Consider the following 19,848-nt stretch of genomic DNA (forward strand, 5'->3'; position numbering starts at 1 on the left):
AGTCATTGACCCACTTGGTCGGGCACGCTAACCTCGATCAAGTCATTGACCCACTTATCCGAGGTGACATACATGGCCGATTCCGGACGCAAGGTAGACATCGTCGCCGCGGCGATCGAGGAGGCGATCTCGACCGGTCGATGGCCCGTCGGATCGAAACTCCCGCCGGAGACCGCACTGGTCGAGGAATTGGGAGTCGCCCGAAACACCATGCGCGAAGCGGTACGGGCGCTTGCACACGCCGGAGTTCTGTCCGTACGTCACGGTGGCGGCGTGTACGTCATGGCGGCGTCGCCGGTCGAAGGACTACTCGGGCGCAGGCTCGCCAGAGGTGACGTTCTCGACGTACTGAGCCTGCGACGCGGACTCGAGGTCGAAGCCGCGCGACTTGCAGCGCAGCGCCACACCCCCGAAGATCTCGCGCGGATACATGCAGCCTGGAATGCCCACCCCGGTCACGTCGGCGGCTTCACTGTCGAAGCCGGCATGGCCCTGCACCTTTCGATCGTCGAGGCGTCCCACAATTCCGCACTGATCGACGTCTACCGGGGAGTCCTTGCCGCCGTGACGGATTCGCTGTCCGCAGTCAGTGTCGGTCAAGGTTTCCACGTCGACGAGCACCGACCCTTGATCGCAGCCATCGAGGAACGCAACCCCGACGAAGCAGCGCACGCGGCAGGCGCAGCGCTCGACACGGTCATCGACGCCGTCGAAAGGAGCTTGGCGTGAATCGGGGAAACTGGAACGGTACGACCTATTCGCCTCTTGCCGAGCAACTCTCACCGGCATCGACGGAGGCACTGCGCTCGATCGGGCATGTGAGCACGGTGTACGACGTCTGCGCCGGAACCGGGAACTTTGCGCTCCCGGCGGCTCAGTCAGGCATGACGGTCCACGCACTCGACCTCTCCGCCAGCCAGCTCGAGGTCGCACGCGAACGCTGGATTCCCCACCCCGGCACTACCCAACCCACCTTCACGATCGGCGATGCGCAGTCTTTACCCTGGCCGAATTCGAGTGCCGACGCCTGCGTCAGCATCTTCGGGATCATCTTCTGTCCCGACCCCTCGATTGCCCTCGCAGAGATGATGCGGGTGACCCGGCCAGGCGGAAAGATCTGCGCCGCAACGTGGTCGGAGAACGGGTGGGCAGCAGCACTCCGCCGGGAGGCCGCCTCGGCGTGGAATGGCATCACACCACTACCGACGACATGGTCGAGCTCGAGCGAATTCGAGAAGGCAGCAGCCGGATTGGAGTCGGTGAGCTCGGCCTCCCACCTGCTCGAGTGGCAACTACCAGCCGGATCGGATCCCGTCGAGGAACTGTGCGACCAGGCACCGGCGTTGAAGACCTTTCGCGAGGCCGTTCGAAGCACAGGGAATTGGGCTTCGATGTCAGCGCACCTCCGCTCGACGCTCGAGCCCTATCTCAGGTCGAGCGCGGCCGGCCCCGTCGCCACCAGCGAATACATCCTCCACGTTGGCACTGTCCCGAACTCTGACACCGCGCTCTTCCGAACGCGCGGGTAACCCTCTTGGCCGGATACGGTCTCTTCACCGTCCACCGACCCGAAGAGGCCCGCTCGATGTCCGAATCGAACTCCCTGCCCGAACTGAAGCAAGCATCGCAGCAAGCATCGAAACAAACCTTGTCCATGACCGTCCTCATGACGCCGGACATGTCCAATTTTTCGGGCAACGTTCACGGCGGAACGATTCTGAAGTTTCTCGACCAGGTCGCCTATGCGTGCGCGAGTCGATACGCCCAGACGTACGTCGTGACCCTGTCGGTGGATCGTGTGGTGTTCCGCGAACCGGTGCATGTCGGCGAACTCGTCACGTTCAGCGCTTCCGTCAATTACACCGGGCGCACCTCGATGGAAATCGGAATTCGAGTCGAAACCGAAGACATTCTTCTCGGAAAATCTCGACACACCAATAGTTGCTATTTCACGATGGTGGCGATGGGAAGCGACGGGAAACCGGCTGAGGTACCCCAACTCCGGCCGACCGGAACAATCGCGAGGCAGCGATTCGAGGCCGGGCGTCGGCGTCGTGAACTGCGCAGAGAGAACGAACTTCGTGAACAGTCCATCCGGGCCGCAGTTCGGGACTTAACGCCCGAACACGATGACTGAATCCAGTCATATTTAAGTTATAACCTTATGCATTAAGCTGATCGAGTGACTTCGAAGGCACGGGAAAAGTATGACGTTGTGATTGTCGGCGCGAGCATCGCGGGATGCGCGGCCGCAATCATGTACGCCCAGCAAGGTCTGCGGATAGCGCTTCTCGACGCTCGCTCCGACATCCGAGCGCACAAAGTCCTGTGCACTCACCACCTGCAACCGTGCGGTGCCCCGATCTTGCAACGACTCGGCGCCACGGAAAAACTGCTCGCCCTGGGAATGGTGGAAACCGTTCCGACATTCTGGACCCCGTGGGGAATGATCACCCCTGATGCCGCAGAGAACTCACCGCCACCTGGGTTCAACGTCCGAAGGGAAACTCTCGACCCCCTACTGCGCCAACTCGCGAACGACTACCCGAACGTCGACCTTCTTCTCGGGCATCGCGTTTCCGGACTACTGACCGAGAACGGCACTACTGCAGGCGTCTACGGCACCGAACAGGGTTCGGCCTTCACTGTCGGAGCACGATTGACCGTCGGAGCAGACGGCAAGGATTCGACCGTCGCACGATCCGCTCGTTGCGACTCCGTGACTGCATCCAACGGGCGTTTCAGCTATTTCGCCCAACTCTCCGGACTCGAACGACCCGGCGGAGAAACGTCATTGTCGTGGTTCATGGATCCCGACGTCGCCTATCTGCTCCCCAACGACGGCGGAATCAGCGTGCTGGTCGTCTTCCCTGCCCTCGACAAGCTCGGCTCGTTCGCTGACGACCTGTCTACTGCTTTCCTCGAGTACGCCAACGCATTACCCGGCGCTCCGCTTGTTCGGCGAGAGCACATCGTCGGGAAGATCGTTGGTACCAAACACTTCTCCACAACCCTCACCGAACCCGTAGGTAACGGGTTCGCACTCATCGGCGACGCTGCGGCAACCAACGACCCGTTGTGGGGTATCGGATGCTCGTGGGCACTCGAGACCGCTCAGATGCTGGTCGATGCGACCGCGCACATGCTGACGGAGACGCCGGCAGACACACTCGACTCACATCGGAACGTGAACGCTGCATTGACCGAATACCGTAGCGCCAGAGCGAGTATGACGAATCACATCGACTACATGAGTGGTTACGCCGGTGGGCGAAAGTTCACCGCGATCGAACGTCTGCTCATCTCCGCGGCCACCCACGACCACGACGAAGCCCGAAGGTTCTACTTGTTCGGTTCCCGGTTGATACCGGCCGAACAGTATCTCTCGACTCGCTCGGTCGCGCGGGCAGCACAAAAACATCTCAGGCACCGTCTGCGTCGTAGATCTGTGGCCGGGACGTAATCTGACAAGCGTTTTTTCGGCGCCGGCAACGGGGAACCCTCCGATCGCAACCGAGCCGGAGGAGCGACCATGCGGGCACACATCGCCATTCCGAGTGAATCGACTTGTCACAGGTACGTAGTCGCCGTCGCCAGCTCCACCTTCGCCGAATCGGTCATCTGGTGCGACGGCCCCGCGTTCGACGCAGTACTCGTTCTGGGCAGCGAGATTCCGCAGCACAGTGGCCACCGAGCCGTACTCGCCTGGAATCACTACTTCGGGTGGGCGCTCGGCGTGGAAACCACACCGGATGCGTCGTTCGCCGTTGTCGAATGCCTCGGTATCGGGAGAATGCCGGATCCGGAACTGTGCGCCGACCGCGCTGTCGAGTTGATTGCCCAGGCGGGTAGTTAGGGAACTCGTCGCGCGGCGCACAATCCGGCGGGCATAAGATCGAGCGCGAGTTTCGCACGCCCGACGAAAGAGAGCCCGACATGGACCCGCTGAACAGGCCTGCCGGTCAGCTGGCTCTCGAGAACGAACCGGACGGCAGGGCGACTTTGCGGGCGCGTCAGACGCCCCGCAGTGAGCGTCGCAAGATCGGGAAAGGCCTGCGCAAGCGAGTGGCGCGATCGTCGCTCGGCGACTGGACGCCCCCACCCGATCGACGTGACCCGGTCGATCAGGTCAACACGGCACACGAGGGAAGACTCGACTGGTTGGTTCCGATCCGTGTGGGGCGAATGGTCGCTTCGCCATACGGATTCCTGCGCGGTACCGCGGGATTGATGGCAGAGGACATGGCGCAGCTGCCGTCCACCGGCATCACTCCCGTCATCTGTGGAGATGCGCACGTCGGAAACTTCGGGTTCTACGGATCTCCGGAACGCGAACTTGTCATAGACCTCAACGATTTCGACGAAGCACATCCCGGCCCCTGGGAATGGGATCTACGAAGGCTGGCTGCGAGCATCTGGGTGGCCGGTCGGCAGAACGGTCTCACCGAAGCTCAATGCGAAACAGCAACAACCTCGTGTGTGTCCGCGTATCGCCTCCACTTGGCGAAGCTGTCCGAGCGTCCACTGTTCGATCGCTCCTTCGACCGGGTCGATCTCGACGGACTCACCGACCACGTCACAGATCCTGGGTTGCTGGCCGAGATCAGGCGCGCCGCGGAGCGCGCCCGGCGGCGTACGAGTGACCATGCGGTGCCGCGGTTCACCGTCGAGGATCACGGACGGCGCCAGTTGGTCGAGAACCCGCCGCTCACAACACGACTCACGCCGCAGGACACCGACTTCCTCCTGGAGGGTCTGGACGAGTATCTCGAAACCCTTGCACCACACTGGCGCCGAGTCGTCTCGGGATACAACGTCATCGACGTCGCGCACCGGGTTGTCGGAGTCGGGAGTGTCGCTCTGCGCGCCTATGTCGCCCTGTGCGAAGGGAGCATCCCGGACGACGTCATCTTCTTGCAGCTCAAACAGGCTCGCCGATCCGTAGTTGCGCCCTTCGTGCACGGCGACTCGGCCTGGCACGACCACCAAGGACGACGCGTCGCGGAATACCAGCAAGCTCTCCAGACGGTCAGTGATCCACTGCTCGGTTGGTGCACCGTGGACGACCGCCAGTACTACGTCCGTCAGTTCCGGAACATGAAAGGTTCTGTGGACCTGAACAATATCGACGCCGCAGCGCTGACCGATTACGTCGCGATCTGCGGCCGCCTACTGGCCAAGGGGCATGCACGAACCAGCGGCGCGTCACTGATTTCCGGTTACCTGGGAACCTCGGACGCGGTCGATACCGCCCTCACCCGGTTTGCTCGGCTCTACGCCGATCAAACCGAACGTGACCACGACGCTCTGTGCCGGGCGGTATCGGCCGGTACGATCGCCGCGGAGCCGGGAATCTGATCCCTCACGCCGCGACGATCCTGCCCTGCTCGAACTTCACTCCTCCCCAGATTCCGGTCTGGCCAGTGGCAGAGGCGAATTCGCGACACGATTCCGCAATCGGGCACCTGTTGCACACGTCGGTCGCGTAGTCGTATCCCTCGGACGGAAAGGGAAACCACCGGTCCGGCTCGGGGTCTCCTCGGCATTCCGCCTGCCACCACGTCCGGTCGTCCGAGATCGGCAAAAGCTCAGCCAAATTGGAGATTTCGTCAGCGCACATCACTGGCTCCCTTCGACTGTCACGTCCGACTCAATTCACGCCAGATCTCCTGCTGCACTTTCTCGATGCGCCGAGGTGCCTTCGGCTCCCACAGCAGACGCATACCGGCCTCGGCCGGAGTGCGATCCGCCTTGCGCTGATTGCAGGAACTGCAGCACGCCACCAGATTTCCCCACGTGTTGGGCCCGTTACGGCTCCGCGGCTGGACATGGTCGATGGTCGTTGCCCGGGCGGCGCAGTACGCACATCGACGACCGTCCCGGTCGAAGACACCGGCAAAAGTGGCCCGACTGGAATCGGTGACCGTCACCCGGTGAGCAACGTACACGTACTCGGCGAGCAGGATCGTCCTCGGCAGTGGGATTTCGACGTGCTTGGAGCGCACCGGAAATATCGGGGTCACGTCTTCGGTGGACTGCGCGGAGCCGGTGGCGATCAGGACGACCGCACGATCGGCGCTCACTTCACCGAGGTACTCGTACGTGGCGTTGAGTACCCGGACGGGGCGGTTCATCCAACTGTGAGCAAGTGCGCGGTTCGGGTTCCGCATGAGAGTTCTCAGTTCGTGTCGAGGAGTGAAACTCCTCGACACGAAGGCGGGTCAGGAGCAAATGCAAGAAATGGGGAACGGCATATATCCAGCGCCGCTCTGTTCCCCGAATGCGGGATGGGAAATACCGCGGGGTGAGTGCCCGCGCAGGTGCAACGCTTGCTTCCAGTCGCGCATGCCTGTCCCCTTCCACTTCTTGTTCTCGTCACCGGCGATTGCCGGCGCTCATCATCACACGGAAGGCATCCTCAGCGATATCGATTTATCAGGCCGGAAGAGCCGTCCTGGAAATACCGCGGTTTGACGCCGGAACACGCGGCTTGATCGAATGAGCCATGACTTCGTCGTACATCGACCTACGCTCGGACACCGTCACCAAGCCTGATGCGGAGATGCGGAAGGCGATGGCCGACGCCGAGGTCGGTGACGACGTCCTCGATCACGACCCGACCATGGCGGCGCTCGAGGAAGAGGTGGCGCACACTCTGGGTTTACCGGCGGCACTGTGGGTGCCGAGCGGATCGATGGGCAACCTGATTGCGCTGATGCTGCACCTTCACCGCGGCGATCAGTTTCTGGCACCGGAACACTCTCACGTCTTGGGCTTCGAATTGGGCACCGCTGCCTGGCTCGCCCAGGGAATGCCGATGGCGTTGCCGCACGACGGCGGACCCGGACGTCCCACCCCCAAGACTGTCGTGAAGGCGGCGGGCTCCCCCGGCCCGTACTTCGCGTTGAACACCACGCTGCTCTGTCTCGAGAACACTCATAACTTCGCCGGCGGTGCCGTCATGAATCCGACCGAATGGACGAAGCTGGTCGACGCAGCGCGATCACGCGGCTTGAAGATTCACCTCGACGGCGCCCGTCTCTGGAATGCCGCTGCTGCACTCGATGTTTCGCCCACCGAATTGACTTCCGGCGCCGATACCGTTCAGGTGTGCCTGAGTAAGGGACTCGGTGCGCCGGTCGGCTCGATACTCGCCGCATCACCCGAATTGATCACCGAAGCCCGAAGGATCCGCAAGATGCTCGGCGGCGGCGTTCGTCAGGGCGGAGTGCTGGCCGCAGCCGGCATCGTCGCGTTGCGCTCACAAGCTCGCCTCTCCGACGATCACGACAACGCGCAGCGCCTCGCGTCGGGGCTTCGTGAACGCGGTTGGGCCGTCGACGAACCTGCCACCAACATCGTTCTGGCCGCGACAGCCGATCCGTCGGTCACCGTTGCTCAGCTCGCCGCTGTCGATGTCGGCGCGGTCACCGTTGCCGGGAAGGTTCGGTTCGTGACACATCGCGACGTGAGCACTGCCGACATCGACGCGGTTCTGTCCAGAGTAACCTTCTGAACTACGCCACCAGGGGTTGAACCTCCTGCGCGACAAAGCGAATGAACTCGCGGACATCCGGCTCGTCAACAGTCGGTTGGAGTACCACGGTGGGTGCACCTGCTGCAACCCATCGCCGTGCTGCTGCCGCGACTTCGGCCGCGTTGCCCACGGCAATCGCATCCTCCGGCGACTCGCTACCGGACGCTGCGGCCTCGGCAAGGGCGCGCTCACGACCGCCGGAACCGAAAGCACAGATGACGTAGACGACGACCTCGTGATCCGACGCCCCGATGTGAGCGATCGCCCGACGCACGCCGTCCGGGGTCGTCCCACCCGAGAGCACGGTGCCCTGCGCCAACTCGCCACTGAGCGCCAAAGTCTTTGGCCCCGTGGCGCCGACGAGCAACTGCGGCACCGTCTCCGGTGGCCACGCCAGCGTGACGTCCGTGAGATTCACGTATCGACCGGACACCGTCACCGACTCACCGCGCAGTAGCCGCTCGACTGCTCTGAACTGCTCCCGCAGGAGAGTCAACGGCGATTCGGCTTTGGCCCCGATCTGCCGCATCCAACTCTGAACGCCGTGACCGAAGCCAACCCGCAGTCGATCCGGATGAACTCTGGCCAGCGCCGAAATCTCCATCGCCGTGATCGCGGTGTTGCGCATCGGGGTCGGCAGCACGCCAATCGCTACTCCCAGACGCTCACTTGCAGCCAATACAGCTGCAGCAGTGGCTATTCCTCCGCCGAAGAAGCAGTCTTCCCACAACCAGACCTCACCGATACCGCACTCGTCGGCATACTTCGCATGGCTGACCAGGTCCTCCGGGGGCTGTTCCGGGCGCAGGACGACAGCAATCCGTGCGGTACTCATGCCGTCACCAGAAACGCGGCGATCTCGTCGGCGGTTCGACGGCCCTGTTCGCGGCCGAGTTCGGCTGCGGGGCGCCTGGTTGTCGGTGAAAGCGAGTTCGTTCCGATCGCTTCGACGACGGCGTCGTCGGCGAAGACAGGCAGCACGGGCAAGGGCGTCATCACGTCGATTTCCTCTCGTAGACTGCCGCCCAGAAGATTCGGGGCGGGGTCGGCTGCGGGTGAAAGAACCACGACCACATCGCAGTCGGCAGCCAGATGAACATTCGAGCCACTCGCCATTCCGCCGTCCATGTACCGCTCGCCCTCGATCACGACTACCGGCCACACCCCTGGTACGGCGCAACTTGCTCCGACTGCGTCGATCAGTTCTACGCCGTCATCGTTGCCGAACACCCTCAACTCACCGGTCTGTGCGTTGATCGCCGGGATGCGCAACTCCCGGTCGGGCCACAACCGATTGGGCAGCCTCGCCTCGATGACCGCGCGACGCAAGGCAGGTTCGACGGTATCGGCTCTCATCGCTGCTTCGCCGAGCAAACGGAGCTGCTCGGCCCGGTCCTGCGATCCTGCGATCGCGTCGACGAACATCTGACCGAGTACCTCGACATCGACCTTCGGGTCGATTTCGCCGGTCGCCTCCGCTGTTTGTGCGTCGAAAAGTTCTTGCAGTGTCACGCCGCTCGCTATCTGAGCGCTCACCGTGGAACCTGCGGAAGTGCCGATCAACACGTCCGCCGTCAGCAGCGCAGCGGCAGTGTCCGGTGATTTGTCCTGAAGGCCCAACAGAAAACCTGTTTCCCAGGCGATTCCCGCAACGCCGCCGCCGGCAAGTACCAACCCCAATTTCACGCCGTCCACCTCTCGTCGATCGTGATCCGTGCCCGAAGTCGACGTTAGACCTACTCTGAAGTGATGTTCATGCGCAGCGCAAAGACATTTGTTCCCGACGCACTCCGTGGTTTGATCGCATCCACCGACGACATCGCGTGGAATCCCGACCCTGGGTACCTCACACGCGCAAGGCCACTTCCCCGCGGACGGGTCGCGCTCGTCTCCGGCGGCGGTTCAGGCCACGAACCCATGCACGCCGGATTCATCGGCGAAGGAATGCTCACAGCCGTCTGCCCCGGATTGGTCTTCAGCTCACCCAATGCACTTCAGATCCACGAGGGATCCAAGGCTGCCGACGCCGGCGGCGGCGTCCTTCACATCGTGAAGAACTACACCGGCGACGTGATGAACTTCGGTATCGCCCGAGAGTTGCTACGCGAGGACAAGATCGATACGGACGTCGTCCTGGTCGACGACGACGTCGCGACCGAACGCCCAGACGGCAGTGGCCCGGGGCGACGCGGTACTGCGGCAACCATCGTGGTGGAGAAGGTCTGCGGCGCATCCGCCGCCCGCGGCGACGACCTGGCCGAGGTGACCCGGATCGGACAACACGTCGCGCACTCCGCTCGGAGCATGGCCGTCGCCCTTCGCCCATGCACTTTGCCGGGGGCTGACGAGCCGTCGTTCGACTTGCCGGCGGGTCAGATGGAACTCGGTATCGGCATCCACGGCGAACGCGGCACAGAACGCGTGGACGCCCTGCCCGCACCGGAATTGGTGCGGCGGCTGACGGACCCGATCATCAAGTCCCTGAGCCTCGCCGAAGGTGACCGCGTCATCGCCGTCGTCAACGGTCTCGGCGCCACCCACCCGCTGGAGTTGCAACTACTGTTCGCCGAACTCGGAGATTATCTGGACGAACAGGGAATTCACATCGAGCGGACACTGATCGGAACCTTCGTCACTGCATTGAACATGGCAGGCGCGTCCATCACCCTTGTTCGCACAGACAAAGAAATCCTCGAATTATGGGACGCACCAACAAAAGCGCCCGCCTGGCCGAATGCTATAGCGCGTGAGTACCCCGGCATGGGCACGCGCGAATCTTTCGGTCCCACATTCACACCCGACACCTCACGCACCGCCGAAAGCAGCTTCGTCGGAAGCTGGATTGCAGACTGGGCCGAGAAGGTACTGGATCAGGAACCGGCACTGACCGATCTCGACCGACGAGCGGGCGACGGCGATTTCGGGACCAACATGGTGGCCGCACTGGATCAACTCGACATCTCGGCGATCCGTGACACGTACTCCACCGCAACGATATTCGATGCAGTCTCACAGGCGTACCTCGGCCACGCCGGTGGCACCTCCGGCGCATTGTTCGGCATCTGGTTCCGGCATTTCTTCCGCGTTGCCGCAGACTCGGCGGACTCCGAACTCGACCTCGGCGCGATCGCGGCTGCAGCGCGAGCGGGACTCGACAACATCACCTCGCTCGGCGGCGCACGCGTCGGCGACAAGACGATGGTCGACGCGATAGTTCCGGCGGTCGAGTCGTTGGAGCAATCCGTGAGCTCGGAAGCCGATCGAGATGCTGCGCTGGCGAGCGCAGCGGAAGCCGCAGCGGCCGGGGCGGAGTCGACCGAAACCATGCTCGCGAACCGCGGACGTGCAAGTTATGTGGGCGAAGCCGCTCGCGGAGTAGTCGATCCGGGAGCGCTACTCATAGCGTGGTTCTTCGCCAGTGCAGTGGGTCACTAGCGAGCACTTCGGGGCTGTGACTAATCTGGCAGCCACAGCACATCGTTTGTGACGACCCGTGGGCAAAAGCACCGGTCTCACACACCACACAGGAGCAGCCCATGCTGAGCACCATGCAAGACGCCCCCCTCTCCATTGCTCAACTTCTCCGCCACGGTGCCTCCGTTCACGGCGCCTCCGAGGTTGTCACGTGGACCGAGTCCGGCCCGCGCCGTGTGTCCTACGCTGACGTCGGCAAGCGCTGTGCTCAGCTTGCGCACGCCCTGCGCGGGCTCGGCGTCGAGGGCGACGAGCGAGTCGCCACGTTCATGTGGAACAACTCCGAGCACCTCGAGGCGTACCTGGCGATCCCCTCGATGGGCGCTGTGCTCCACACCCTGAACATTCGTCTGTTCCCCGAGCAGTTGATCCATGTCGCCAATCACGCCGAGGACCGCGTGATCATCGTCGACCCGTCTCTGATTCCGCTTCTCTCTCCGCAGCTTCCGTCGCTGACCACCGTCAAGCACATCGTCGTCACCGGCTCCTCCACTGCAGGACTCGAAGCTCCCGAGGGAGTGCAGGTTCACACCTACGAGGGCTTGATCGCCGATCAGCCCACCGAGTTCGACTGGCCCGAGGTTGACGAACTGAGCGCTGCCGCAATGTGTTACACGTCCGGCACCACAGGTGACCCCAAGGGCGTCGTCTACTCCCACCGTTCGATCTACCTGCACTCCATGCAGGTCTGCATGAGCGACGGCCCCAACCTCGCGCAGGGCGATCGTGCACTCGCCGTGGTGCCTCAGTTCCACGCCATGTCGTGGGGACTTCCCTACGCCGCATTCATGATCGGTGCTTCGCTGATCATGCCCGACCGCTTCCTCCAGCCTGCCCCGTTGGCTGCGATCATCGCCAGCGAGAAGCCGACGTTCGCCGCAGCCGTCCCCACCATCTGGCAGGGCCTGCACCTCTACCTCGAGCAGAACCCGCAGGACATCTCCTCGATGCGCGAGGTTCTGATCGGTGGGTCCGCGGTACCGCCGGCCCTCATGCACGCATTCGAAGCCGATCACAACGTCTCGGTCCTGCATGCCTGGGGCATGACCGAAACCTCCCCGCTCGGATCCGTTGCCCGCCCGCCGGCCGGTGTCACCGGCGACGCGATGTGGAAGTACCGCTACTCTCAGGGCCGCTTCCCGGCATCCGTCGAGGCACGACTCATCGACGACGACGGCAAAGTTGTTGCACACGACGGAGTTTCCGTCGGTGAGCTCGAAGTGCGCGGCCCTTGGATCACCGGGTCGTACTACGGCGTCGACGCGGAAGACAAGTTCAACGACGGCTGGCTCAAGACCGGTGACGTCGGATCCATCACGGCCGACGGCTTCCTGAGCCTGTCCGACCGCTCCAAGGACATCATCAAGTCCGGCGGCGAATGGATCTCCTCGGTCGACCTCGAGAACGCCGTCATGGGTCACCCCGACGTCACCGAAGCTGCCGTCATCGGCGTGCCGGACGAGAAGTGGGACGAGCGCCCGTTGGTTGCGGTTGTCCTTCGCGCCGGTTCCGAAACCACCATGTCCGAACTGCAACAGTACCTTTCGGACAAGGTTGCCAAGTGGCAGCTGCCCGAGAACTGGGCCGTGGTCCAGGAAGTCCCGAAGACGAGCGTCGGCAAGTTCGACAAGAAACGCCTTCGCGCCGACTACCACGAGGGCGGACTCGAAGTTACGCGACTCTGACACCGAGTGAATGCCGAAGTATGAATACTGAAGGTGGGCAACAGGTTTTCGGCCTGTTGCCCCCCGTCGTTCACGAGCGATGCACGTTACGGCCGATATCCGACCGTGTGAAAAGCGATATCGACGTACTTCTCCGCCAATTGCGACGGTGACATCGGACCGCCGGTCTGGAACCAACGCGGCAGTGACTGCGCCATACCGAGTATTGCCCGGACGGTCTCTTCGGTATCGGTGACCGCGAAATCTCCCGATGCCACACCGTCGTCGACGATCCTGCGCATCAGCAACTCGAGCCGCTTACGACTGGCGGCGTACCGACTTCGACTTTCCGGTGAGACATGCCGGATCTCGGTGTCCAACGCAGCATGCCGCGACCGGTGGGTCATATAGAGAACAATCGCCTCCACCACCAAGGCGAAGCGTCGTACCGGATTTTCGCCGGCCTCCGCTTCTGCCGCTTCGGTTCTGGTATTCAGCTCACTCATCGAGACCTCGAACAAAGCGACGAGAACTGCCTCTTTGTTCGCGTGGTGATAGTAGAGCGCGGGAACGGTTACCCCGACACGATTGGCAATCTGGCGCACCGTCGTGCCGTGGTAACCATTCTCGTCGAACAGTTCGAGCGAAGCCGTCAGGATGTCGGTCATCACCAGCGGCGGGAAGGACCTCCAGTCCACTGCCACCGAGCTCACCGACTCCACCTCGCCAGTCATGTGATAGCCGAAATTACCGCGGTGCCATACGGATTGCACCGTCGAGGCGTATCGTCTCACCATTGAGCATGGGGTTGGAAACGATGTGCGCAGCAAGCGCGCCGTACTCGCTGGGATCACCCAGGCGAGAGGGGTGAGGCACCTGCTGACCCAACGACGCCTGGGCTGCTTCGGGCAGTCCGGCCAGCAACGGGGTCTTGAACAAGCCGGGTGCAATGGTGTTGACGCGGATCAGCAGCGACGCGAGGTCACGGGCGATGGGAAGCGTCATACCGACGACGCCACCCTTCGACGCGGAGTACGCAGCCTGCCCGATCTGGCCGTCATACGCTGCGACCGAACCGGTGTTGATGATGACGCCGCGTTCACCGTCGATCGGCTCGGTCTTCGAAATACGTTCCGCAGCAAGACGAAGGACGTTGAAGGTGCCGATCAGATTGACGTCGATGACCTTCTTGAACGCGTCGAGCGGGAAAGCGCCCTTCTTGCTGACCGTCTTGACTGCGTTGCCGATTCCGGCGCAGTTGACTGCCACGCGCAGGGGTCCGAGGGACTCGGCCACGTCGAGTGCCGCGGTGACCGCAGCCTCGTCGGTGACGTCTGCAGCCGCGAAGCGGACCCGGTCGCCAAGTTCCTTGGCGATGGCTTCACCGTTGGACGACGGAAGGTCGATGATGACGACGCTGGCACCGTCGGCAAGAAGGGCTTTGGTCGTAGCCAGGCCGAGGCCGGATGCTCCACCGGTGACGACGGCGACGCTGTCGTTGACGATCATGAGAGTTCCTTTCGAAAGGTTATGTGTTTCAGATGCGTTCGATGATTGTGGCGTTGGCCATGCCGGCGCCCTCGCACATGGTCTGCAATCCGTAGCGTCCGCCGGTGGCCTCGAGGTGGTTGACCATCGTGGTCAGCAGGCGAGTACCCGAGGACCCCAGGGCATGGCCGAGTGCAATCGCGCCGCCCCACGGGTTGAGCTTTGCCGGGTCGGCGCCGAACTCGTGAGCCCAGGCGAGTGGAACGGGAGCGAAGGCTTCGTTGACCTCGTAGGTATCGATGTCGTCGATGCTCAGACCGGCGCGAGCGAGCACCTTGTGGGTGGCCGGGATGGGCGCGGTGAGCATGAAGATCGGGTCATCGCCCGCAACGGAGAAGGAGTGGAAACGAGCTCGCGGGGTCAGCCCCAGCTTCGACGCCATTTCTTCGCTCATGATCAGTGCTGCGGACGCGCCGTCGGTGAGCGGCGACGAGTTACCGGGAGTGATCGACCACTGCGCCTCGGGGAAGCGCTGCGCGTACTTCTCCGAGTAGAACGACGGCTTCAAGCCGGCGAGTCCCTCGGCGGTAGTAGACGCGCGAACCGTCTCGTCGACGGTATGCGAGACGGTCTCACCGGCGGCGTTGGTCACCGAGATCGGCAGAATCTCCTTGTCGAAGAGCCCCTTCGCCGCCGCCTCCGCGGCCCGCTGGTGGGACTGCGCAGCAAATGCGTCGAGAGCGTCGCGGTCGAACTTCCACTTCGCGGTGATCAACTCCGCGGAGATGCCCTGGTTGACCAGGCCTTCGGGGTAGCGAGCCGCGACGCCCGGACCGGAAGCATCCTTCCCCATCGTCGTAGTGCCCATCGGGACACGACTCATGGATTCGACGCCCGCCGCGATCACGATGTCGTAGGCCCCGGCGATCACGCCCTGCGCCGCAAAGTGCGCAGCTTGCTGACTTGATCCGCACTGGCGATCGATCGTGGTGGCGGGTACCGACTCGGGGAATCCGGCCGAGAGGACCGCGCTGCGGGTGATGTTGAGTGCCTGCTCACCGGCTTGTCCGACGCAACCGCCGATCACGTCGTCCACCAGGGCGGGGTCGAGGCCGTTTCGCGAGGTGATGGAACGCAGAACGTGGGCCATCAGTTCGACAGGGTGCGTCCCGGACAGTGCTCCGCCCGGCTTGCCCTTGCCTGACGCGATCCGGACTACATCGACGATCACTGCCTTGGTCATCTTCGTTCCCTTCGAGGACGTGCATTGCTGGGGCGGTCCGGCACCCGAGTTTCGTGGCGCCGGGCACCGGACCGAGATCGAGGGAGCACCCTGACTTAGCGCTCGCTAAAGAACTACCACCGACTTGATCCCCTCGTCAAGAGGGGGCCTCCGAACTCGAAACAAATGTGGCCGACTAAAAGCTGGGCGATCAGTGACCTCGCCTGGCCCACACCCTTCATTAGTACTTTCGAATGATAGGTTTTCAATCTTCGCCCGAAATGTCCGGAATCGGATAACCTTCCGCCACAAGCAATCCAAGCCACAGGGGATTCGGGGCGTGGCACCAATCGATGACAACCGCAGGGGGACTGACCGGGAGGTTTGGCGTGGACCTGCGATACGTTGCCTTCACGCGTGCCGACCCGCATTTCTACGACCGAATCAGAACGGTCACCCGACCAGATACATCAACTGACCAGCACTTTATCCCCGCGAAGTCGGTGGATTGGTCGCTCTGGCGGCGCGGTCCCCAAAGTGGACCGTGGAACTACTTCCAACCGCCCGACGGTCTGCTGCCAGAACAAGGATGGAAGATTCACTGCTCCGCTACCCGAGCCAACGCGCAGGAGCTGCTCGATACCGTTTCCGTGTATTGCGGTCACAATCATGTGCCGTTCAAATTTCTTCGGACGGCAGCAGACCTCATGTTGTCCAACAGCAAGCAGGCCAATCGAACTTCCAGCGGAAAATTCATCACGATCTATCCGGCGGATGGTGTTGCCACACAACGTGTCATCACCGAACTGGACAAGCTTGTCGCCGGTGCCGACGGGCCGTACATCCTCAGCGATGTGCGATGGAACCGGGGACCGCTCTACTTACGGTACGGCGCGTATCTGCCCATGCAGACCTACGATTCATTCGGCGATCGCGTCCCGGCAATTCGGCGTCCTGACGGATCGCTCGAACCCGATGTGCGCGGCACTTCCTTCAGAACTCCGGACTGGGTACAAATCCCGGACTTCGTTCGCGCGCAGCAAGACAAGCTGAAATCACATGACGAATTCCCCTATTCGATCACTGAAGCCCTGCACTTCAGCAACAGCGGGGGGATCTACTCCGCATTCGACGACGCCGGCATCGATCTGGTCATCAAAGAAGGCCGTCCCTTTACCGCCCCGGACGCCAACGGCCGGTACGCAATCGACCGCATCCGTAACGAGTACGACAAGTTGACTCACCTTGCCGACAACCCGTACGCACCTTCTGCGATCAGGTTGTTCGAGCGCGAGGGACACCACTTCCTTGTCACCGAGCGCGCTGCCGGCACTCCCCTGAATCAGGAAGTTGCGCTCCGCCACCCACTGATACGCGCGGACCAGACACTCAGTTCCCGAACGGAATACAGAACCTGGGCACTCGACATTGCACAACAGTTGACTACCGCAGTCGAGAGCTTCCACAACGCCGGAATCGTTCATGCCGATCTTCACCCTGGCAACGTCATGTGCTCACCGTCCGGTATTCGGATCATCGACTTCGAGATGGCCCACAACATCGACGAGCATCCGCCCCGGTCCACCGGAGCCCCCGGATACACAGCACCTCGACAGTTGACAGGAATCGCGGCGGATCGATACTCGTTGGGATGCATCGAGCTGGGACTCTTTGTCCCACTTACGACATTGTTCCCTCTCGATCGCAACAAGATTCCCGAACTCATCGACTATGCGGTGTCTCGATTCGATCTTCCTCGTGCCTTCGGTGCCTCGCTCTATTCGATGCTCGACGTACAGGCGCCGGCGCCGGAGAATCGCCCGCATCGTTGGGACACGTCGCCCGGGGAAAACCTGCAACGGGCGGCCGCTCGATTGCGCTGCGGCATCCTCGCCTCGCTTGATCTCTCCCGCCCTGATCGACTCTTTCCCGGTGACATCGCCCAGTTCGAAGTGAACGGCTACGGCATTGCTCACGGCTCGTGCGGAAACCTGCTCGCCGATGTACTTCCCGCAGACACCTTGGAGTCAGTTCTGGAATGGACTGAACATCAAGTTGATTCGGATACTCAACCAAAGTTCGGCTTCTTCGACGGGCTCGCGGGTGCGGTGCATACCTTTCGGCAACTAGGGCGAGCCTCGACTGCCGACAGATGGGTCGAGACTTTGTGCAAAGCTCCACTCGACGAGCTCGACTCCAGCCTCTTCGACGGCCTTTCCGGCATCGGTTGCCTCCTACTCGAGGAATCGGTTTCACGGCCGATCGTGTCACCCACTCTCGCCGTCGTGACTGAAACTCTGCGCGAACGAATTTCAGCTGCTTGCGCGCATGTCCGCAACACCGACGGGGCGTCTTGGGCAGTGGCCGGCCGCGGTGGGCTGATACGGGGACCGAGCGGACAAGCACTGTTCTGGACTCGCCACTACGAACTGAGTGGTGATCCTCGATCGCTGGAACACGCACGCCAGCTCGTCGACATCGATCTGTCTGTGATGTCGATGTGCCCTGACGGGTCGATGCAACTGAGAGAGGAGCGCCGGACGATGCCGTATCTCGGATCCGGGTCTGCCGGTGTGGGCCTGGTACTTCTTCAACTTCTGCGCCATGTCGACGAACCGCGTTACGCAGCTGCGGTGCGTGCGATATCCCGCGCCGCCACAGTCGAATTCACTGCCCAAGCCGGACTACTCAACGGGCGAGCCGGGCTGATTCTGTTCCTCAGCGAACTCTCCAAGACTCCATACGCCGGCGCCGATTGTGAACAGACGCTTGCACAGCAGTTTCAGCTTCTGGGCTTGCACAGCCTCAATCACGCAGGAGGCCTGCACTTTCCAGGTGAACAGAACCTGAGACTCTCGACAGACTGGGCAACCGGATCTGCAGGAATACTGGCGTTGCTCCGACATACCGGCTCGGCACCTGCCCGACAGTCGTTTCCACTGATGTGCGCGTCGACCTGCCACATCGCCTAGTTGTTCGGAAAGTTATCACCTCGGAAGATTGGAGCACAGAAGCATCAGGCCAAAAACCTGAAATGGAATCAGCACCGCAAGACAATTCGATCGATCAAATCCATCGGTAAACGTGCCGATCAACAAAGGAAATGACAATGGACGCTATTCTCTCCCTTCAAGATCTGTCAGTCGCCGCCGGCAACGTCGGAGATGCCGGCCAACTCGAGCAGAACGCGGCAATCAGTTCCCTCAGTTTCTTCTGCCTCTGACCTCAGGCCGATACCTCGGAGCAGGTCCGGGGTATCGGCTTTCGCAATCAGTGCGAATCGTCAAACGGACAGTATTGTTTCATCATGAGACGCATACACACTTCACCGAGCTGCATTCGCCGATGATGTGCGCGACCTGGCGGCAATGCCGAGGGCAGATCGTATGGTCATCGGTGGTGATATTCCTTCTGATCCTGACAACGGCGATTTCAGGTTGGTTCGTTCAGCGTTCGGGCGAGAGTTGGGACTTCGGCGACATCTGCTCACGCTGGTACGACGGAGGTGGCGGTTGCCGTGCCGACACCGCTCTCACCTTGACGACGCTTCTCGTACTCCTACTACCGTTCGCCTCAGGAATGCTGGTCGGCGTCACCACATTCGCCCGAGACTTCGAGCAGGGTCCCGAAAACCTCGATTTTCTCGAGTCCACCAGCCTTGTTCGATGGTATTTCTTGCGGGCCCTGGTGGTCTTCGTTCCCATCACCCTTGCGATGGCAGTCCTGGGCCTGGTGCTCGGCTGGACCCATACGCTTGGCCGGGGACAGGCGGCAACAAATGAAGCCACCTCGTTTTCCTTGATGGAATTCCCCAATTTTCAGACGACGGGAATCGTCGTCGGCGCCTACACCTTTTTAGCGATGACTACCGGCAGCGCAGCCGCATTGCTCATCCGCAACACCGTCTTCGCGATGGTCATGACTCTTCTCGCGTTCTTGATCGTGCCCGTCGCACTGAGCGCGACGATGCGCGAACATTACTTGGCCCCCGACACTGAAGTGCAACCCATCGACGGACTGGCACGTGCAGCGGAATATGCACCGTCGCCGTATGAAAATCTCGACTCGAGGTGGGTCATCGGTGCCGGCTTCGCCGATACGGATGGCAACATGATCGACGCCGATTACACAATGTGCTGGGGCTCAGACAATTCCGATCGCAAGCAGCAAGACCTCGAGGTCGACAACTGCCTTCGAGAACAGGGAATCGATCACTATGCCGTGATCTATCACCCACAGAGCCGGTACTGGCAATTTCAGTTCATCGAGACTGCCGTGATGCTGTTGTGCTCCGGATTGATGGTGGCGCTCGCACTCGTCGGCCCACGTGGACTACGTCGGCGACCCGCCTATAACCGAATGTCCGAAATGTCGAAATCGATTTGATAGCAGCAATTTTCGATCCAGCATTCTCTTGTGTTCGAAACTTTGTTCGATTAAACTTTCGGCATGGACAGTCGGGG

Annotated in this window: 18 protein-coding genes; 11 read left to right on the top strand and 7 right to left on the bottom strand. The window is 62.0% G+C overall.

What is annotated here, in order from left to right; genetic code table 11:
* The first annotated feature begins 72 nt into the window (after positions 1-72).
* The 6 genes from RWT78_RS05935 (at position 73) to RWT78_RS05960 (ending at position 5,358) form a co-directional block, all read left to right on the top strand.
* Complete coding sequence (locus tag RWT78_RS05935; RefSeq protein WP_314674621.1) at positions 73-729, top strand: FCD domain-containing protein; 657 nt, start codon at positions 73-75, stop codon at positions 727-729.
* Positions 726-1,529 (top strand): class I SAM-dependent methyltransferase, encoded by an 804-nt coding sequence (locus tag RWT78_RS05940; RefSeq protein WP_314674623.1) that lies wholly within the window; start codon positions 726-728, stop codon positions 1,527-1,529. The genes RWT78_RS05935 and RWT78_RS05940 overlap by 4 nt, the downstream gene beginning before the upstream one ends.
* 125 nt (positions 1,530-1,654) lie before the next feature.
* Positions 1,655-2,137 (top strand): acyl-CoA thioesterase, encoded by a 483-nt coding sequence (locus RWT78_RS05945; protein ID WP_029256546.1) that lies wholly within the window; start codon positions 1,655-1,657, stop codon positions 2,135-2,137.
* 45 nt (positions 2,138-2,182) lie between these two features.
* Entirely contained in the window at positions 2,183-3,463 is a 1,281-nt protein-coding gene (locus RWT78_RS05950) for an NAD(P)/FAD-dependent oxidoreductase (protein ID WP_003942870.1), read from the top strand.
* A gap of 69 nt (positions 3,464-3,532) precedes the next feature.
* A complete protein-coding gene (locus RWT78_RS05955; RefSeq protein WP_003942947.1) occupies positions 3,533-3,856 on the top strand; it encodes a DUF6292 family protein in 324 nt (107 codons plus the stop codon).
* Between the two features lie 80 nt (positions 3,857-3,936).
* On the top strand, positions 3,937-5,358 hold the full coding sequence (locus tag RWT78_RS05960; protein WP_003943149.1) for a DUF2252 domain-containing protein: 1,422 nt from the start codon (positions 3,937-3,939) through the stop codon (positions 5,356-5,358).
* 4 nt (positions 5,359-5,362) lie between these two features.
* On the opposite strand, the gene RWT78_RS05965 is transcribed toward RWT78_RS05960, so the two are convergent.
* Together RWT78_RS05965 and RWT78_RS05970 are read right to left on the bottom strand one after the other, a co-directional pair.
* On the bottom strand, positions 5,363-5,620 hold the full coding sequence (locus tag RWT78_RS05965; protein WP_003943196.1) for a WhiB family transcriptional regulator: 258 nt from the start codon (positions 5,618-5,620) through the stop codon (positions 5,363-5,365).
* Between the two features lie 19 nt (positions 5,621-5,639).
* Positions 5,640-6,170, bottom strand: coding sequence for an HNH endonuclease (locus tag RWT78_RS05970; RefSeq protein WP_003942825.1), 531 nt, complete (start codon positions 6,168-6,170; stop codon positions 5,640-5,642).
* Between the two features lie 335 nt (positions 6,171-6,505).
* Between RWT78_RS05970 and RWT78_RS05975 the strand changes: the two genes are divergently transcribed.
* Positions 6,506-7,516: a GntG family PLP-dependent aldolase gene (locus RWT78_RS05975; RefSeq protein ID WP_314674631.1), complete on the top strand. Its 1,011-nt coding sequence runs from the start codon at positions 6,506-6,508 to the stop codon at positions 7,514-7,516.
* Position 7,517: 1 nt separating this feature from the next.
* Here the strand turns inward: RWT78_RS05975 and RWT78_RS05980 are convergent, their stop codons facing one another.
* The gene (locus tag RWT78_RS05980) at positions 7,518-8,372 is read right to left on the bottom strand and encodes an LLM class flavin-dependent oxidoreductase (RefSeq protein WP_314674633.1); all 855 of its coding nucleotides are present in this window, start codon (positions 8,370-8,372) and stop codon (positions 7,518-7,520) included.
* Complete coding sequence (locus RWT78_RS05985) at positions 8,369-9,232, bottom strand: patatin-like phospholipase family protein (protein ID WP_037130530.1); 864 nt, start codon at positions 9,230-9,232, stop codon at positions 8,369-8,371. The genes RWT78_RS05980 and RWT78_RS05985 overlap by 4 nt, the downstream gene beginning before the upstream one ends.
* Positions 9,233-9,286: 54 nt before the next feature.
* Here RWT78_RS05985 and RWT78_RS05990 point away from each other — a divergent pair, with 54 nt between their 5' ends.
* Together RWT78_RS05990 and RWT78_RS05995 are read left to right on the top strand one after the other, a co-directional pair.
* On the top strand, positions 9,287-10,972 hold the full coding sequence (locus RWT78_RS05990) for a dihydroxyacetone kinase family protein (protein ID WP_314674637.1): 1,686 nt from the start codon (positions 9,287-9,289) through the stop codon (positions 10,970-10,972).
* A 101-nt stretch (positions 10,973-11,073) separates the two neighbouring features.
* On the top strand, positions 11,074-12,696 hold the full coding sequence (locus tag RWT78_RS05995; RefSeq protein ID WP_003943212.1) for a long-chain fatty acid--CoA ligase: 1,623 nt from the start codon (positions 11,074-11,076) through the stop codon (positions 12,694-12,696).
* An 86-nt stretch (positions 12,697-12,782) separates the two neighbouring features.
* Here the strand turns inward: RWT78_RS05995 and RWT78_RS06000 are convergent, their stop codons facing one another.
* From RWT78_RS06000 to RWT78_RS06010, 3 genes are read right to left on the bottom strand one after another with little or no spacing between them, the layout of a single operon-like run.
* Positions 12,783-13,409 carry a TetR/AcrR family transcriptional regulator gene (locus tag RWT78_RS06000; protein ID WP_218747929.1) on the bottom strand — a complete coding sequence of 209 codons (627 nt, stop codon included), beginning with the start codon at positions 13,407-13,409 and terminating at the stop codon, positions 12,783-12,785.
* 13 nt (positions 13,410-13,422) lie between these two features.
* Positions 13,423-14,184: a 3-hydroxyacyl-CoA dehydrogenase gene (locus tag RWT78_RS06005; RefSeq protein ID WP_314674642.1), complete on the bottom strand. Its 762-nt coding sequence runs from the start codon at positions 14,182-14,184 to the stop codon at positions 13,423-13,425.
* A 28-nt stretch (positions 14,185-14,212) separates the two neighbouring features.
* Entirely contained in the window at positions 14,213-15,406 is a 1,194-nt protein-coding gene (locus RWT78_RS06010) for an acetyl-CoA C-acyltransferase (protein WP_054825086.1), read from the bottom strand.
* Between the two features lie 368 nt (positions 15,407-15,774).
* On the opposite strand from RWT78_RS06010, the gene lanKC reads away from it, so the two are divergent.
* Together lanKC and RWT78_RS06020 are read left to right on the top strand one after the other, a co-directional pair.
* Positions 15,775-18,357 (top strand): class III lanthionine synthetase LanKC, encoded by a 2,583-nt coding sequence (lanKC, locus tag RWT78_RS06015; RefSeq protein WP_314674645.1) that lies wholly within the window; start codon positions 15,775-15,777, stop codon positions 18,355-18,357.
* Positions 18,358-18,781: 424 nt separating this feature from the next.
* Positions 18,782-19,771 (top strand): hypothetical protein, encoded by a 990-nt coding sequence (locus tag RWT78_RS06020; RefSeq protein WP_314674647.1) that lies wholly within the window; start codon positions 18,782-18,784, stop codon positions 19,769-19,771.
* Positions 19,772-19,848: the final 77 nt, after the last annotated feature.

It is taken from the genome of uncultured Rhodococcus sp., assembly GCF_963525155.1.
Classification (GTDB): domain Bacteria; phylum Actinomycetota; class Actinomycetes; order Mycobacteriales; family Mycobacteriaceae; genus Rhodococcus_F; species Rhodococcus_F qingshengii.

Bases quoted from the DNA above. Each gene is read 5' to 3' on its own strand.
- RWT78_RS05935 (WP_314674621.1), top strand. From the start codon at position 73: ATGGCCGATTCCGGACGCAAGGTAGACATCGTCGCCGCGGCGATCGAG.
- RWT78_RS05945 (WP_029256546.1), top strand. From the start codon at position 1,655: ATGACCGTCCTCATGACGCCGGACATGTCCAATTTTTCGGGCAACGTT.
- RWT78_RS05955 (WP_003942947.1), top strand. From the start codon at position 3,533: ATGCGGGCACACATCGCCATTCCGAGTGAATCGACTTGTCACAGGTAC.
- RWT78_RS05960 (WP_003943149.1), top strand. From the start codon at position 3,937: ATGGACCCGCTGAACAGGCCTGCCGGTCAGCTGGCTCTCGAGAACGAA.
- RWT78_RS05965 (WP_003943196.1), bottom strand. From the start codon at position 5,620: ATGTGCGCTGACGAAATCTCCAATTTGGCTGAGCTTTTGCCGATCTCG.
- RWT78_RS05970 (WP_003942825.1), bottom strand. From the start codon at position 6,170: ATGCGGAACCCGAACCGCGCACTTGCTCACAGTTGGATGAACCGCCCC.
- RWT78_RS05975 (WP_314674631.1), top strand. From the start codon at position 6,506: ATGACTTCGTCGTACATCGACCTACGCTCGGACACCGTCACCAAGCCT.
- RWT78_RS05980 (WP_314674633.1), bottom strand. From the start codon at position 8,372: ATGAGTACCGCACGGATTGCTGTCGTCCTGCGCCCGGAACAGCCCCCG.
- RWT78_RS05990 (WP_314674637.1), top strand. From the start codon at position 9,287: ATGTTCATGCGCAGCGCAAAGACATTTGTTCCCGACGCACTCCGTGGT.
- RWT78_RS05995 (WP_003943212.1), top strand. From the start codon at position 11,074: ATGCTGAGCACCATGCAAGACGCCCCCCTCTCCATTGCTCAACTTCTC.
- RWT78_RS06000 (WP_218747929.1), bottom strand. From the start codon at position 13,409: ATGACTGGCGAGGTGGAGTCGGTGAGCTCGGTGGCAGTGGACTGGAGG.
- RWT78_RS06005 (WP_314674642.1), bottom strand. From the start codon at position 14,184: ATGATCGTCAACGACAGCGTCGCCGTCGTCACCGGTGGAGCATCCGGC.
- RWT78_RS06010 (WP_054825086.1), bottom strand. From the start codon at position 15,406: ATGACCAAGGCAGTGATCGTCGATGTAGTCCGGATCGCGTCAGGCAAG.